Consider the following 14,826-nt stretch of genomic DNA (forward strand, 5'->3'; position numbering starts at 1 on the left):
GCCGACGATGCTGGTCGACTTCTTCCTGAAGCTGCGCGCCTACGGCCTGCCGGTGACCTTGCGCGAGCTCCTGGATCTCCTGAGCGCGCTCGAAGCGCGGGTGATCCAGGGCTCGATCGAGGACTTCTACGCGCTCGCCCGGCTCTGCCTCGTCAAGGACGAGACACACTACGACCGCTTCGATCTGGCCTTCAGGGACTTCTTCGAAGGCGTGCAGAGCCTGGCCGAGATCTTGGGCGAGATCCCTTACGAATGGCTCAGGAAGGAGGCCGAGCGCCTCTTGAGCGAGGAGGAGAAGGCGCGGATCGAGAGCCTCGGCGGGTTCGAGGAGCTGATGCGGACCTTGGCCCAGCGTCTGGCCGAGCAGGAGCAGCGCCATCAGGGCGGCAGCAGGATGATCGGCACCGCCGGCACCTCGCCGTTCGGCGCCTACGGTTACAACCCGGAAGGGGTGCGCATCGGCCAGGACCGGAGCCGCCACCGCCGCGCGGTCAAGGTCTGGGACGAGCGGCAGTTCCGCAATCTCGCCGACGATGTCGAGGTCGGCACGCGCAATCTGAAGGTGGCGCTACGCAAGCTGCGCCGCTTCGCCCGCACCGGCGCGCCCGAGGAGCTCGATCTCGAAGGAACCGTCGCCGGCACGGCGCGGAACGCCGGCCTCCTCGACCTGCACCTGCGTCCCGAGCGGCGCAACGCGATCAAAGTCTTGATGTTCTTCGACGTCGGCGGCTCGATGGACGACCATGTTCGTATCGTCGAGGAGCTGTTCTCGGCGGCGCGCAGCGAGTTCAAGCACCTCGAATATTTCTACTTCCACAACTGCCTTTACGAGTGGGTCTGGCGCGACAACCGCCGCCGCTTCGACCAGCGCATCCCGACCGTGGAGCTCCTGCGCACCTTCGGCGCGGACTACAAGGTCGTGTTCGTGGGCGATGCCACCATGAGCCCCTACGAGATCACCTATGCCGGCGGGGCCAACGAGCACTGGAACGAGGAGCCCGGCGCGAAGTGGCTCACGCGCGTGCGCGAGACCTGGCGCAAGTGCGTCTGGCTCAACCCGCAGCCCGAGGACTGGTGGGAGGCGCACGAGTCGATCCGGATCATCCGCCACCTGCTCGAGGGACGGATGTATCCTTTGACCCTGAACGGGCTCGATGCGGCCATCAGGGAGCTGCGCTGACCGACGCGACTACGAGATAGAGCGCGGCCGACCGCATCATGGCGCGGCCGCGCTCGGCTCGGTCACTGCTGCGGGTAGTTGCTGCTGCGGGTCGGCCCGGTCGTATCCTCGCCGGTGCCGCCGCCGGTGCCGCTGCCGCCGCCGCCCGTGATGCCCTTGGCGGGCATGTTGTTGCTGGGGCTTCCGGGCACCGGGGTCATCACCGTCGGGCCGGCGCCGGTGGTGCCACCCATGCCGGCGCTTCCGCTGGTGGCTCCGCCGTAGGTGTCCTCGCCGGTACCACCACCCGTGCCGGATCCGCCACCACCGGTGGTTCCTCTCGCCGTGCCGCCGCTCGGCATGCTCACGCAGGCGCCGTGCGCATCGAGCTGCATGCCGGTCGGGCACTTCTGCGCGGCCGGGGCGGGAGCCGCCGACCAGATGCCGAGCGAGACGACGGCCGCTGTCCAGAGAAGCTTGCTCATCACTGTCATCCTGATGGCTTGATCCCGGGTCGGAGCACCCGGAGTGTCGCGCCGGCCGCCGACGGACAACCGACGCTCATCCTACTCCGTCCGCGGAACAACGGCTCCCCCGCCGCGCAGTTCCCCTCCTGGCCGGCATGCTTTCCCGTGTGCCGCCCGACAGGATGCAAGGAAGAGGAGGCCATATCTAGAATTGATATAGAATAATATTATTCAACTTTTGGTTAACGCCAGCTACATATCCAATTACTACGGAGTAGACTTCTCGATCGGCGCAGCCGCGATTATTTGTTCTGCATGAACAAGATCGTCAGAAACGCCCTGGTCGTGTTTTGGCTCCTCCCGCTCGGGCTGGTTTCCGGCTGCTCGCCACCGTCCGACAAATCCGCCAGCACCTCGCGCCGGCAGGAAGCGCGGCAGGAGCAGGTGATCGCCGGTCGCGCTTCGGTGATCGACGGCGACACGCTGGAGATCCACGGCCACCGCATCCGGCTGCAGGCGATCGATGCGCCGGAGGCGCGACAGACCTGCAAGCTGGACGGCAAGCCCTGGCCGTGCGGCCGGCAGGCGGCCTTCGCCCTCGCCGACCTGATCGGGACGCGGCCCGTGGAATGCCGCTCGCGGCAAAGGGATCGCTGGGACCGGGCGGTGGCCGTCTGCCGGGTGGGCGAGACCGAGATCAATGCCTGGATGGTCGAGCACGGCTGGGCACTCGCCTACCGCCGGTACGGCAAGGACTATCTCGGCCAGGAGAAGGCGGCGCGCGCGGAGCGGCGCGGCGTGTGGGCCGGCTCGTTCGTGCCGCCCTGGGAGCATCGGCGCGGGCGCGAGAAGGAGGTCTCCGCGGGGAGCTTCGCCAGCACCTGATGCGGCGGCAGGGCCTTTGATTCCGAGCCTCGCCCGTCCTAAAGCCCATGCAACTGCGGGGACAAATGCATGGGCGACCTCCTTGCCGGCGGGGCGCTCGACGAGCGTGCCCGGACCGAAGCCGCGGCACGCCCCACGAAGCGTCCGGGCATCCTTTCTCCACCTCGAGCAGCGGACCTCGATCGCCTCGCCACGATCACGCGACCCGACATCGGCCCGCACGGGACGACGCTCGAAGGCTTCGCGATCGATGCCGTGCTCGCTTCGGCACGCACGCTGGCCGACCGCATCGCGGCCGGAGCGCCCGATCTCGCCGTCACCGTCCACGACCCGCGTGCGACCTTCCGTGCGTGGTTCCGGCGGCGCAGCGATCCACGTCTGTTCTTTCCGGAAGCGCTCGCCGCGGCGCTGGCTCCCCGCTTTGCCGCCTCGCCGCGCGGCGAGGATCGCCTCCATCCGGCAGCCGAGATCATCCTTCCCCTCGATGCCGGCTCCGCCGAGCCGGCGGATGCGGACGGGCCGATGCTGCCGCCGTGCCGTGTCGCCGCGGAATGGGTCGACGATCACGAGCTCGCCCATCTCGCCGACCGCGCGATCACGGATCGCAAGGCCTGGTTCGAGCAGTTCGACCCCGCCATCAAGCACCGGCGCGAGATCCTGGCCGACGGCTTCGCGCACGTGCTCGCGATCCTGCGCCACGGCGACGCGGGCGAGCGGGAGGCCCGGACGCGCGCCGACGGACGGGCTCATCATCTCCTGACCCAGGGCGATGCGGCGCACTTCACGGCCTATGCCGCCGGACCGTTCATCACCCTGGGCCGGTCCTTGCGGGCGCGAGGCATCGGGGTGGAGACGATCGAGCCTCTCGCACTCGCCCGGCGCTGCCGGGAGCTCGCCGCGGCCCTGGCGCTCGCGCCAGCGGAGCTGGAAGCGATCCGGGAGCGCGCGCTCGGGCTGCGGCATGCTGCCGGCGATCGCACCGGCCTGCCGCCGCATCTCGATCGCATTCTGGCCGGCGCCTACGCCGGCGCCGAACGCTACCGGCACGAGAGCCGCCGGCGGGCGGTGCCGGCAGAGATCTGGCTCGCGGCCATGACACGCGCCAATCCGGACGATGCGGCTCTGCTGCAGGCGGCGTGGACGGCGATGCGGCTGGAGCGCTCGACGCACGAGCTCGGCATCGTGCTGGGACGGCCGGCCGGCGGCGCGGGGCACACGCGCGAGGCGCACGGTCGAGCCGTCACGGCGTTTCTCGGCATCTTGCACGGCATGGTCGGGCACACCCTGCCCTTCGCCGCGGACGAAGCGGCCACGTGCGCGGTCCGGCTCGGTATGCGCGCGGTCGGCCTCGGCGAGGGACTGCTGCGGGCGGCGCATCTCTCCGCCGCCGACTGGACCGCGACCTTCCTGCTCACGCTGCAGGAGGCGCTGTCGCTCGCCTGGGAGGGCATCGAGCACGGCCTTCTGCCGGGCCCGCTCGACGGCACGATCCGCGCCCACATGCTGAGCCTCGCCGGGCAGGTCCGCGTCTTTCTGGCCAAGCATGGCGCCACCTGGGCGCTACCAGAGGCTCCCCTGCGCCGGTCCCGGCTCCGGCGCACGCTCTTCCCTCTGCCCGAGCGGCTCGGCCAGCGAGGGACCCTCGTTTCTCGGGTTGTTGACCGCGCGGCCCACGGCGCGCACGGCGAGCTCCGAGTCGGGCCGAGGGATGAGGAGCGCCTCGAGGAGACCCGTGTCCTTTACCGTCGGGTCGAGCCAGAGAGCGTGGCTCGCCGTCGGAAGGATCACCGGCATGCGGTGGTGGATCGGCTTCAGGAGCAGCGAGGCCGCGGTGGTGAGGATGGTGCAGGTCTCGAGCACCGAGCCGTCGGCGAGACGGTTGGCGCGCCACAAGCCCGCGAACGCGAACGGCTCGCCACTTTCGAGCCCGATGAAGAACGGCTGCGCCGGGCCGCTGCCTTTCTTCTGCCACTCGTAGAAGCCCGAGGCCGGGATCAGGCAGCGGCCGCGGCGGAACGCGTCGCGGAGCATGGGCTTCGAGGCGGCGGTCTCGACCCTGGCGTTGATCTGACGCCCCGGATCGTTCGCCTCCTTGGCCCAGGGCCCGAGCAGGCCCCAGCGGACGAAGGCGGCCTCCGGCACCCCGCCTTCGCCCGCGCGGACGACGACGATGGCGCTGTCCGGGGCGATGTTCCATCGGTCCACGATCCCCTCCGGCGGGGCGCAGCCGAAGACCCGCTCGAACTCGGCCGGGACGATCGAGAGCGCGAAGCGACCGCACATGGATCAGCTCTCCCAAATCCGTCGGACATCGGCCGCCACCTCGTCGAGGGGACGGCCGGCGGCGACCCGTGGCCAGAGGACGGCGCTCGGGTCCATGGTCCGGGCCTGTGCCCGGACCACCGCGAGGTCGGCGTCCGAGGCGTCGCCGCGCCTGGCACCGACGCGCGCTTCCAGCACGGGCTCGGCCGCCTCGAGCCAAACCGGGCGGAACGGCACGCCCGCGGCCTTCGCCACGGCTTCGATCGCCTCGCGCTGCGCGGCCTCGCCGTAGACGGCATCGGCGATGACGGTGCGGCCGGCGGCGAGCAGGACGCGGGCACGATCCGCGATCCTGGCGAAGACGCGGGCCGAGTGCTCGGGCGTGTAGGCCTCGGGCGGCAGGCGTTCGGTGGGCTCCTTGCCGAGCAGACGCTTGCGGATGACGTCGCTGCGCAGGATCATCGCCCCCGGCATGGCGCCGAACGCAGGGGCGAGCGCCTTTGCCACGCTCGACTTGCCGGTACCGGAGCGGCCGGCCACGACGAGCAGGCGCGGCGGCACGGGCTCGAGGGCCTTCCGGGCGAGAGCGAGATAAGTACCGGCCTCCTGGACCTTGGCCGTCCTCGCCTCGCCGCCCAGCACGCCGGCGTTGAAGCCCGCCACCTTCGCCCGGATCGCCGCGCGCACCGAAAGGAACAGCGGCAGAAGAGCGAGGCCCGCGTCGTCCTCGGCGCGATCATGGTAGGCCTGGAGCAGCGTGCGCGCGTGCGCGGGCAGGCCGCGCCGGATCAGGTCCATGACCAGGAAGGCGAGGTCGTAGAGCACGTCGATGCAGGCGAGCTCCTCGTCGAACTCGAGGCAGTCGAACAGAACCGGCCCGCGCTCGAGGAGCACGATGTTGGCGAGGTGCAGATCGCCGTGGCAGTGCCGCACCCGGCCGTCGGCACGGCGCTGGTCGAGAAGGTGGGCTCGTGCCTCGAGCTCTCGCTGCGTGGCCGCGTTCAGCGCTGCGACCGCGGCCGCGTCGAAGACGGCGGGTGCGAGGCTCGCGAGATCGCCGGCATTGCCCTCGACGACCGCCCGCATCGCCGCGTAGCCGCCCTTGTCGCGGCGGACCTCGGCCTCGGCGTGGAAACGGCAGATCTCGACCGCCAGCGCCTCGATCAGGTCCGGGCCCAGCTCGCCTCGTGCCGCGACCCGGTCGAGCTGGGCGTCCTGCGGGAAACGGGCCATCTCGAGCAGCCATTCGACCGGCTCGCCCGACCCGCCGAGCGCCAGGCGGCCGTCGGCCTCGCGCGTGACCGCGACGACGCGGCGGTAGAGCTCGGGCGCCGTGCGCCGGTTCAGGGCGAGCTCGGCCTCGAGTGTCGCCTTGCGCCGCGCGAGCGTGGAGAAGTCCATGAAGCTGAAGCGCACCGCGCGCTTCATCTTCCAGGCGCGCTCCCCGGCGAGGAGGATGACCGCACCGTGCGTGTCGATGCGCTCGACGCGCCCGCCCAAAGCGCCGCCGGCAAGAAAGGCCAGGACCTCGGCCTGCCCGTCGTCCGTCATCGCTCCTCCGTGGTCCGCGATCTGGCCGCTGCCGGCCGGTCTAGCGCAGGCGGCGCAGGCGATGAAGCCGGGACGGTCGGGCGAAGGGATGCACGCGGCGCCACGCCTCCGTCGATCCGGCTGCACCGGGGCCGAAGCCGCCGGCGCTTGCCGTCCGCCATGCCGCGGACTACACCCTGGAACGGGATCAGTCACCGAACACCACACCAACGCAGCGGACAGGCATGGATATCCGTGGGGGCTTCGTCGATCTCATCGGCAACACGCCGCTCGTGCGCCTGAAGCGCGTGTCCGAGATGACGGGCTGCGAGATCCTGGGCAAATGCGAGTTCCTGAACCCGGGCGGCAGCGTGAAGGACCGGGCGGCGCTCGCCATCATCGAGGATGCCGAGCAGAAGGGCCTGTTGCGTCCGGGCGGGGTCATCGTCGAGGGCACGGCGGGCAACACCGGAATCGGCCTCGCCCTGGTCGGCAACGCGCGCGGCTATCGCACGGTGATCGTGATGCCGGAGACGCAGAGCCAGGAGAAGAAGGACATGCTGCGCCTGATCGGCGCCGACCTTCGTCTGGTCCCGGCCGTGCCCTACAAGGATCCCAACAACTACGTGAAGCTCTCGGGCCGGATCGCCGAGGAGCTGGCGAAAACCGAGCCCAACGGCGCCATCTGGGCCAACCAGTTCGACAATGTCGCGAACCGCATGGGCCACTACCGCACCACCGGCCCCGAGATCTGGGAGCAGACGGGCGGCAGGGTCGATGCCTTCACCTGCGCGGTGGGCACAGGGGGCACGCTCGCCGGCGTCGGTATGGCGCTGAAGGAGCGCAACCCGAACGTCAAGATCGTGCTCGCCGATCCGATGGGGGCGGCACTCTACCACTACTACAAGCATGGCGAGCTCAAGGCCGAGGGCTCCTCGATCACCGAGGGCATCGGCCAGGGCCGGATCACGGCGAACCTCGAAGGAGCGCCGATCGACGACGCGGTGCAGATTCCGGACGAGGAGGCCCTGCCCTACATCTTCGATCTCGTGATCGAGGAGGGCCTGGTCCTGGGTGGCTCCTCGGCGATCAACATCGCGGGTGCGGTGCGGGTGGCGAGAATGCTGGGTCCCGGCCATACGGTCGTGACCGTCCTGGCCGATTACGGCACCCGCTACCAGAGCAAGCTGTTCAATGTCGAGTTCCTGCGCGAGAAGGGCCTGCCGGTCCCGTCCTGGCTGACCTGAGCCGGGGCTCACGCCGCCGATCGCCTTCTCCTCCACTCTCACGAGCAGCCGAGAACATGCCCGACGCCCTCGTCACGACCGATTGGCTCGAAGCGCATCTGGGAAGTCCGGATGTGCACATCGTCGACGCGACGTGGTTCCTGCCCACGGTGGACCGCGACGCGCGCGCCGAGTACGAGGCGTGCCACATTCCGGATGCCGTGTTCTTCGACCTCGACGAGGTGTGCGAGCCCAAGGGCCTGCACCCGCACATGGCGCCCTCACCGGCCAAGTTCAGCGCGCGGGTGCGCAAGCTGGGCCTGGGCGACGGGACCAGGATCGTGGTCTACGACAACAACCGCTTCTTCGCCTCGGCGCGGGTCTGGTGGATGTTCCGCCTCATGGGCCATGCCGACACGATGGTGCTCGACGGCGGCCTCGCCAAATGGCGGGCGGAAGGCCGGCCGGTGCGGGACGGGGCCGAGCGCCATCGCGAGCGGCACTTCACGGCGCGGCAGAACAACCTGATCTACCGCGAGCTCGACCAGATGCGCGCCAACCTGACGAGCCGGCGCGAGCAGGTGGTGGACGCGCGCTCGCCCGGCCGGTTCCACGGGGTCGAGCCGGAGCCGCGGGCGGGCCTGCGCTCGGGCCACATTCCGGGGGCGAAGAACCTCCACTACGCGGCGCTGATCGGGGGCGACGGCACGCTGAAGCCCAAGGACGAGCTGCGGCGGCTCTTCGCCGCCGCCGGAGTCGACCTCGACCGGCCGGTGGTCACGACCTGCGGCTCGGGTGTCTCGGCGGCACTGCTCAACCTCGCCCTGTTCGAGCTCGGCATCCACAACGTGGCCCTCTACGACGGCTCCTGGGCCGAGTGGGGTGCTCAGCCGGACACGCCGGTCGCGACCTGAAGGAACGCTCTCGGCCCGTCAGCGCCCGCCGATCAGGGGCAGCCAGGGTGCGGCGCTCTCGGGCAGAAGACCCAGAAGGCGCGGGTCGTCCGCGACCTCGATCGCGCGCTTGTAGGGCCTGAAGCCCGAGCGGATGTAGAACGCCAGCGCCGCCGGATGATCGAGGCTGCAGGTGTGGACGAAGAGGCGGCGGGTATCCGCGCACCAGGCGAGCTCGATCGCCCGGTTCATCAGCCAGCGCCCCGCACCGGTCCCGACCAGCGCCGGTGTCAGGCCGAAATAGGCGAGCTCGACATCGGGCGCCCGGCGGCGGTCGAGTTCGAGCAGGCCTTCGTCCCGGCCGTCCCTACTCAAGGCGTAGACCTCGACCAGAGGATGGCGGATCGTCGCCAGCAGCTCCGCTTCCGGCATGACGAGGCGACCGAACCAGAGCCAGTCCGTGCCGATCCGACGGAAGAGATCGCGATACCAGGCGAGATCCGGCGCCTCTACCCGCCGCAGGCTCAGACGCGGAATCTCCGGCGCCGGCCGCGCAGACGGGCGCTCGGTCATCTCGAGATAAGTGACGACCGCGGCGATCTTGCCGGGCGGCAGGTCGTAATAGCCGTTCTCTTCGAGCTGCACGCGCGGCCTCCTGGAGCGCACCGGGGACGAAGCCTGCGGCTACCAACCCCGTCGCCCGGCGTCCAGCGATTCTGAGCACCTGCGGGGCCGCTCGCGGGGGCGAACGCTACGGCATCGCGAGATGCTCCTGCCCGTCGGGCAAGCGCGAGCCATTCGGTCCGCCGATCCGGGTCGGCTTGTCGTTCGCGACGTGACGCGCGCTCGCCGGCTGCCCGGCGTCATCGGCGTGGGCGATCCTGCCGTGGCGGTGCGGCTCGATCGCTCCGGGGCGCACCACGTACCCGATCTCGTCGGCGTCCTCCTCGGACGTGCGCCTGTCCTGTGGCTGCTCCACAGCAGCCATCTGCAGGCAGAGCACCAGCAGCATGACGAAGGGCATGAAGTCGACGGCGATACCGACGATCCATGGGCCGGGCACGACGTTCGCGTGGTTCCAGACCGCGAGCTGGGCGTTGGTCGGCTCGTAAGCCGGCACGCGGACGGGCCGCTGGGCTTCCAGCAGGCGGTCGGCGGCCGCGTGCGCTTCGGCCGTGTGCTTCTCCAGGCGAAGATCCAGCTCCCGGAGTGCCCGGCGCTGTGACGACGAGGCTGCCGGGCCGCCACTGCCGATCACCACGCCGGACTGCTTGACGATCGACGCCATGTACCCGCTCTGCAGGTCCGCCACGATCCTGGCGACCTGTCCGGTGGCGGCGGCGATCTCGCCCTGCGCCGCCTGCGGCCCGAGATCGGCGATCCGGCGGCGTGCGGCATCCAGCCGCTCCATGGCATCGCGATGCTGGGTGCTGGCCCGATCGAGCGCGGCCCTGATGCCGGCCGCCAGCTCGTCGAAGTCGGCTGCCGCGGCCACGATGCTGCGCGCCACGACGCCGTCGCCCGCCTTGCCCGAGGCGCCCAGCCCGTCGCGCTCGTCCTCCGCCGCCATGCGCAGGGCCGCGGCCGACTTGCTCAGGACCGGCTGCAACTTCTGTTCGCGCATCCGCTGCTCGTAGGCTTCGTCCAGAGCCTTCTGCACGGCCTCGAGATGTCTCTCTTCGTGGTACGCCAGGGCCGCCGACCCGCCGATCGCGGCGGCGATCCACCAGGCCGACATGGCGGCGACGACGAGCGCCAGCGACAGGCCCAGGCTCAGCAGCAGGACGCGCAGGTGCGGCACCATCGGCTGCCGGGCGAGACGCAGGAGCTGATGCCAGAGCACCCATGCCCCGACCGCGACGGCGACCGAGACGACGAGCGGTATGATCGCACGCTCGGCGGCACCGGCGCCGTCCATGGCACCGCGCAGACCGAAGAAGGACGCCACCGCGGCGCTGATCGCCGCCGCCGCGAGCGCCAGATGGACGATCGTCTCGAGGCCGCCCTCGTCCCGGCCCTTCATGGCCATCTCCCGAGCATCGAGCACGCAGGTCGGCGGGCCGCAGCAGCGGCAACGCTTAAGGAAATCTTAGCCGGGATTCGGGTCGCGTCCGGCGCGATCGGCGGCGCCGCACATCGCGGTATGGAACGGCCGGCCTCGGGCTCGTATCGGAATGCTGCGGGCGCAGGTTGACCGCCCCGCGTCGGAGGCGCACGGTGTCTCCCCGGACGACGGCCGGCCGGGAACCGGCTACTGCGGCGCGTGTTCGGGCGGTACGGAAGCCGTGGAGGGACGGACATGCAGACGCGTCGGCTGGGCCAGCAGGGCCTCGAGGTCTCGGCGCTGGGGCTCGGCTGCATGGGAATGTCCGATTTCTACGGCGGGCGCGACGAGGCCGAGGCGATCGCCACCATCCACCGCGCCATCGAGCTCGGCGTCACCTTTCTCGACACCGCCGACATGTACGGTGTCGGGCGGAACGAGGAGCTGGTCGGGCGCGCGGTCAGGGGCCGGCGCGACAAGATCGTGATCGCGACCAAGTTCGGCAACGTGCGCGACGCCGACGGGCGGCCGCTCGGCATCAACGGCCGGCCGGAGTACGTGCGCTCGGCGTGCGAGGCGAGCCTGCGCCGGCTGGGTGTCGAGGTGATCGACCTCTACTACCAGCACCGGGTCGATCCCGAAACCCCGATCGAGGACACGGTGGGGGCGATGGCCGAGCTCGTGCGGCAGGGCAAGATCCGCCATCTCGGGCTCTCGGAGGCCGCACCGGAGACGATCCGGCGCGCCCATGCCGTCCATCCGATCACGGCACTGCAGACCGAGTACTCGCTCTGGAGCCGCGATCCCGAGGCGAGCGTGCTGCCCACCGTGCGCGAGCTCGGCATCGGCTTCGTCGCCTACAGCCCGCTCGGGCGCGGCTTCCTCACCGGGCAGATCAAGTCGGCGGAGGATCTCGAGACCGACGACTGGCGGCGGCTGATGCCGCGCTTCCAGCCCGAGAACTTCCAGCACAATCTCGATCTCGTCGCCAAAATCGAGGCCATGGCACGGCTGAAGGGCTGCACGCCGGCGCAGTTGGCGCTCGCCTGGGTGCTGGCGCAAGGCGAAGACATCGTGCCGATCCCCGGCACCAAGCGGCGGCGCTATCTCGAGGAGAACGTGGGCGCTGTCACGGTGAGCCTGAGCGCTTCCGAGCTCGCCGAGATCGACGCCGCGATCCCGCAGGGGGCGGCCGCCGGCATGCGCTATCCCGAGCCGGCGATGAAGGCAGTGAACCGCTGAGGCAGGTTCAGTCCGGGATCTCGATCACGAGACCGTCGTGGGCCGGCAGCACACCTTCGGGCAGACGGTTCGCCCAGTCGGTGTAGTCGACCTCATGGTTCATGTGGGTGAGGAAGGCCCGCTCCGGGGCCAGCCGGTCGATCCAGCCCAGCGCCATCTCGAGATGCGCATGGCTGGGGTGCGGACGGTCGCGCAGCGCGTCGACGATCCAGGTCTCGACGCCGCGCAGCGCGGCGAACGCGCGCTCGTCGAGGCCGTCCGTGTCGGTCGAGTAGGCGAAGCGGCCGATGCGAAAGCCCCAGCTCACGCCGCGGCCGTGCTTCTGCGGGAACGGCACGATCTCGACCTCGCCGACCCGGAACGGCCCCTCGAAGGCGTGCGGGCGGATCTCGGGGCGCCACCAGCCATGGGTGCCCCGTCCGCCCTCGAACACGTAGGGAAAGCGCTCGCGGATGCGGGCGAAGACACCGGCATCGGCATAGGCCTCGATGGGCGCCATCATGTTGTTGTTGATGGCGCGCAGATCGTCGATGCCATGGACGTGGTCGGCGTGGGCGTGGGTGTAGAGCAGCGCTTCGATCTGGCCGATCCCGGCGTCGAGGCATTGCTGGCGCAGATCCGGGCCGGTGTCGACCAGGATGCGCTGGCCTTCCGCCTCGATCAGGATCGAGCAGCGCCGGCGCTTGTTGCGCGGATCGGGCGAGCGGCAGACGGGGCACGTGCAGCCGATCTGCGGCACGCCCGCGGAGGTGCCGCAGCCTAAGACCGTCACCCTCATGCGGCGGCCCGAACCGCTGCCGCCGCCTTCGGGAACAGGCGGAAGAAGTTGTCGGTGGTGACGCGCTCGATCTCGGCCTGCGGCACGCCCTTCACCTCGGCCAGCACCTTCGCGACGTGGACGGTGTAGGCGGGCTCGTTGGTCTTGCCGCGGAACGGGACCGGGGCGAGATAGGGCGCATCGGTCTCGAGGACGAGGCGATCGAGCGGCATGTCCTCGACGATGGCACGAAGATCCTCGGACTTCCTGAAGGTCAGGATGCCGCCGATGCCGAGATGGAGGCCGATCGCGATGGCGCGCTCGGCGAGGCGCCGCGACGAGCTGTAGCAGTGGATGACGCCGGTGAACGGCGCCTTCGCCATCGCGGCCTCGAGGATCGCCATCGTATCCTCGTCGGCATCGCGGGTGTGGACGACGAGCGGCAGGCCCGACGCCTGCGCGGCCGCGATGTGGACCTCGAAGCTCGCCGCCTGCCGGTCGCGCGGGGAGAAGTCGTAGAAATAATCGAGGCCGGTCTCGCCGATGGCGACCACACGGGGATGCGAGGCGAGCTCGAGGAGCGGCGTGGGGTCGTCCAGGCCCTCCTGGCCGGCCTCGTGCGGATGCACGCCGACGGCGCAGAACACCTCCGGCCGGCGCTCGGCGAGCGCCACACCGACCGGCCAGCCGGAGCGCTTGGCGGCGATGTGGACCATGAGATCCACACCGGCCGCGTGTGCACGGGCGATCACGCCGGCCTCGTCCTCGGCGAGGCCCGGATAATCGAGGTGGCAGTGGCTGTCGACGATCATGCCGCCTCGGCCGGCTCGACGTAGCGGGGAAACACGCCCGAAGGCGCAGGCAGCACGGTGCCGGGGACGAGCTTCGCGCCTTCCGGCCCCAGGGCCGTGAAGGCGCGGTCGGCCACGGGAACGGCCAGAAGGTCGAGGAGCTTCGCCGAGGCGCCCGGCATGAAGGGCTGGGTCAGGGTCGCGAGGTGGCGCACGGTCTCGGCCAGGACCCAGAGTACGGTCGCCATGCGGGCAGGATCGGTCTTGCGCAAGCTCCAAGGGGCCTGAGCATCGACGTAGCGATTGGCCTCGCCGCAGACCTCCCAGATCGCCTCCAGTGCCTTGTGGCCGGCGATCTCCTGCATGAAACCGCGCACGCGCGGCAGGAGGCCGTGGGCGGCCTCGAGCAGCGCCTCGTCCGCATCGGTGAGCGGTCCGGGCTCCGGCACCCTGCCGCCGCAGTTCTTCGCGACCATCGACAGCACGCGCTGGGCGAGGTTGCCGTAGTCGTTGGCGAGGTCGTGGTTGATGCGGCGGACCATGGCGGCGTGGCTGAAGTCGCCGTCGCTGCCGAAGGCGATCTCGCGTAAGAGGAAATAGCGGGTCTGGTCGAGGCCGTACTTCGCGATGAGGTCGAACGGACTCACCACGTTGCCGAGCGACTTCGACATCTTCTGCCCCTCGACCGTCCACCAGCCGTGGGCGAAGACGTGGCGCGGCGGCTCGAGCCCGGCGCTCATCAAAAAGGCCGGCCAGTAGACGGCGTGGAAGCGCAGGATGTCCTTGCCGACGACGTGGAAGTCCGCGGGCCAGAAGGTGCGGTAGAGCTCGCCCCCGGTGTCGGGGTAGCCGAGTGCGGTGATGTAGTTCGCGAGCGCGTCGAGCCAGACATACACGACGTGGCCCGGATCGCCCGGCACCGGGATGCCCCAGGCGAAGGTGGTGCGCGAGACGGAGAGGTCCTGCAGGCCGCCCTTCACGAAGCTCACCACCTCGTTCATGCGCGTCTGCGGCATGACGAAATCCGGGTTCGTTTCGTAGAAGGCGAGCAGGCGCTCCTGCCAGGCCGAGAGCCTGAAGAAGTAGGACGGCTCCTCGACCCATTCGACCGGCGCGCCGGTCGGGGCCTTGCCGTCGACGAGTTCGCTCTCGGTGTAGAACGCCTCGTCGCGCACGGAGTACCAGCCGGCGTACTTGCCGAGATAGATGTCGCCGCTCGCGACGAGGCGCTGCCAGAGGGCGGCGACGCCAGCTTTGTGGCGCGGCTCGGTCGTGCGGATGAAGTCGTCGTGGCTGAAGTTCATGGCGGCCGCGAGATCGCGGAAGCGCTCGGAGACCCTGTCCGTGAACGACTGCGGGTCGAGGCCCGCGGCATCGGCCGCCTTCTCCACCTTCTGCCCGTGCTCGTCGGTGCCGGTCAGAAAGCGCACCCGCCGGCCGTCGAGGCGCATGAAGCGGGCGAGCGCGTCGCAGGCCAGCGTCGTGTAGGCGTGGCCGATATGCGGGCTGTCGTTGACGTAGTAGATGGGCGTCGTGACGTAGAACGCGTCGGACGCGGCCATGCCGATCT

Annotated in this window: 13 protein-coding genes; 5 read left to right on the plus strand and 8 right to left on the minus strand. The window is 70.3% G+C overall.

The window, feature by feature from the left end:
• Window positions 1-7 precede the first annotated feature (7 nt).
• Complete coding sequence (locus U1T56_RS02180) at window positions 8-1,180, plus strand: vWA domain-containing protein (RefSeq protein ID WP_418157782.1); 1,173 nt, start codon at window positions 8-10, stop codon at window positions 1,178-1,180.
• A 62-nt stretch (window positions 1,181-1,242) separates the two neighbouring features.
• Here U1T56_RS02180 and U1T56_RS02185 read toward each other — a convergent pair whose 3' ends face one another.
• Entirely contained in the window at window positions 1,243-1,644 is a 402-nt protein-coding gene (locus U1T56_RS02185) for a hypothetical protein (protein ID WP_418157783.1), read from the minus strand.
• 297 nt (window positions 1,645-1,941) lie between these two features.
• On the opposite strand from U1T56_RS02185, the gene U1T56_RS02190 reads away from it, so the two are divergent.
• Window positions 1,942-2,511, plus strand: a complete 570-nt coding sequence (locus U1T56_RS02190) for a thermonuclease family protein (RefSeq protein ID WP_418157784.1) — start codon at window positions 1,942-1,944, stop codon at window positions 2,509-2,511.
• A gap of 1,560 nt (window positions 2,512-4,071) precedes the next feature.
• On the opposite strand, the gene U1T56_RS02195 is transcribed toward U1T56_RS02190, so the two are convergent.
• Together U1T56_RS02195 and U1T56_RS02200 are read right to left on the minus strand one after the other, a co-directional pair.
• The gene (locus tag U1T56_RS02195) at window positions 4,072-4,794 is read right to left on the minus strand and encodes an SOS response-associated peptidase (RefSeq protein ID WP_418157785.1); all 723 of its coding nucleotides are present in this window, start codon (window positions 4,792-4,794) and stop codon (window positions 4,072-4,074) included.
• Between the two features lie 3 nt (window positions 4,795-4,797).
• A complete protein-coding gene (locus U1T56_RS02200) occupies window positions 4,798-6,324 on the minus strand; it encodes a bifunctional aminoglycoside phosphotransferase/ATP-binding protein (protein WP_418157786.1) in 1,527 nt (508 codons plus the stop codon).
• 224 nt (window positions 6,325-6,548) lie between these two features.
• On the opposite strand from U1T56_RS02200, the gene U1T56_RS02205 reads away from it, so the two are divergent.
• Window positions 6,549-7,550 (plus strand): cysteine synthase A, encoded by a 1,002-nt coding sequence (locus U1T56_RS02205; protein ID WP_418157787.1) that lies wholly within the window; start codon window positions 6,549-6,551, stop codon window positions 7,548-7,550.
• Between the two features lie 56 nt (window positions 7,551-7,606).
• On the plus strand, window positions 7,607-8,443 hold the full coding sequence (sseA, locus tag U1T56_RS02210) for a 3-mercaptopyruvate sulfurtransferase (protein WP_418157788.1): 837 nt from the start codon (window positions 7,607-7,609) through the stop codon (window positions 8,441-8,443).
• An 18-nt stretch (window positions 8,444-8,461) separates the two neighbouring features.
• Here the strand turns inward: sseA and U1T56_RS02215 are convergent, their stop codons facing one another.
• Both U1T56_RS02215 and U1T56_RS02220 read right to left on the minus strand, forming a co-directional pair.
• Window positions 8,462-9,067, minus strand: a complete 606-nt coding sequence (locus U1T56_RS02215; protein ID WP_418157789.1) for a GNAT family N-acetyltransferase — start codon at window positions 9,065-9,067, stop codon at window positions 8,462-8,464.
• 106 nt (window positions 9,068-9,173) lie between these two features.
• The gene (locus tag U1T56_RS02220; RefSeq protein ID WP_418157790.1) at window positions 9,174-10,445 is read right to left on the minus strand and encodes a hypothetical protein; all 1,272 of its coding nucleotides are present in this window, start codon (window positions 10,443-10,445) and stop codon (window positions 9,174-9,176) included.
• A gap of 276 nt (window positions 10,446-10,721) precedes the next feature.
• Between U1T56_RS02220 and U1T56_RS02225 the strand changes: the two genes are divergently transcribed.
• Window positions 10,722-11,708 (plus strand): aldo/keto reductase, encoded by a 987-nt coding sequence (locus U1T56_RS02225; protein WP_418157791.1) that lies wholly within the window; start codon window positions 10,722-10,724, stop codon window positions 11,706-11,708.
• Between the two features lie 7 nt (window positions 11,709-11,715).
• Here the strand turns inward: U1T56_RS02225 and U1T56_RS02230 are convergent, their stop codons facing one another.
• Genes U1T56_RS02230 through metG form a run of 3 tightly spaced genes read right to left on the minus strand, consistent with a single transcriptional unit; the run spans window position 11,716 to window position 14,818 of the window.
• Window positions 11,716-12,486, minus strand: coding sequence for an MBL fold metallo-hydrolase (locus U1T56_RS02230; protein WP_418157792.1), 771 nt, complete (start codon window positions 12,484-12,486; stop codon window positions 11,716-11,718).
• Complete coding sequence (locus tag U1T56_RS02235) at window positions 12,483-13,277, minus strand: TatD family hydrolase (protein ID WP_418157793.1); 795 nt, start codon at window positions 13,275-13,277, stop codon at window positions 12,483-12,485. The genes U1T56_RS02230 and U1T56_RS02235 overlap by 4 nt, the downstream gene beginning before the upstream one ends.
• Window positions 13,274-14,818, minus strand: a complete 1,545-nt coding sequence (gene metG / locus U1T56_RS02240; protein ID WP_418157794.1) for a methionine--tRNA ligase — start codon at window positions 14,816-14,818, stop codon at window positions 13,274-13,276. The genes U1T56_RS02235 and metG overlap by 4 nt, the downstream gene beginning before the upstream one ends.
• Window positions 14,819-14,826 lie beyond the last annotated feature (8 nt).

Source organism: Benzoatithermus flavus (assembly GCF_037908215.1).
Lineage (GTDB): Bacteria > Pseudomonadota > Alphaproteobacteria > Geminicoccales > Geminicoccaceae > Benzoatithermus > Benzoatithermus flavus.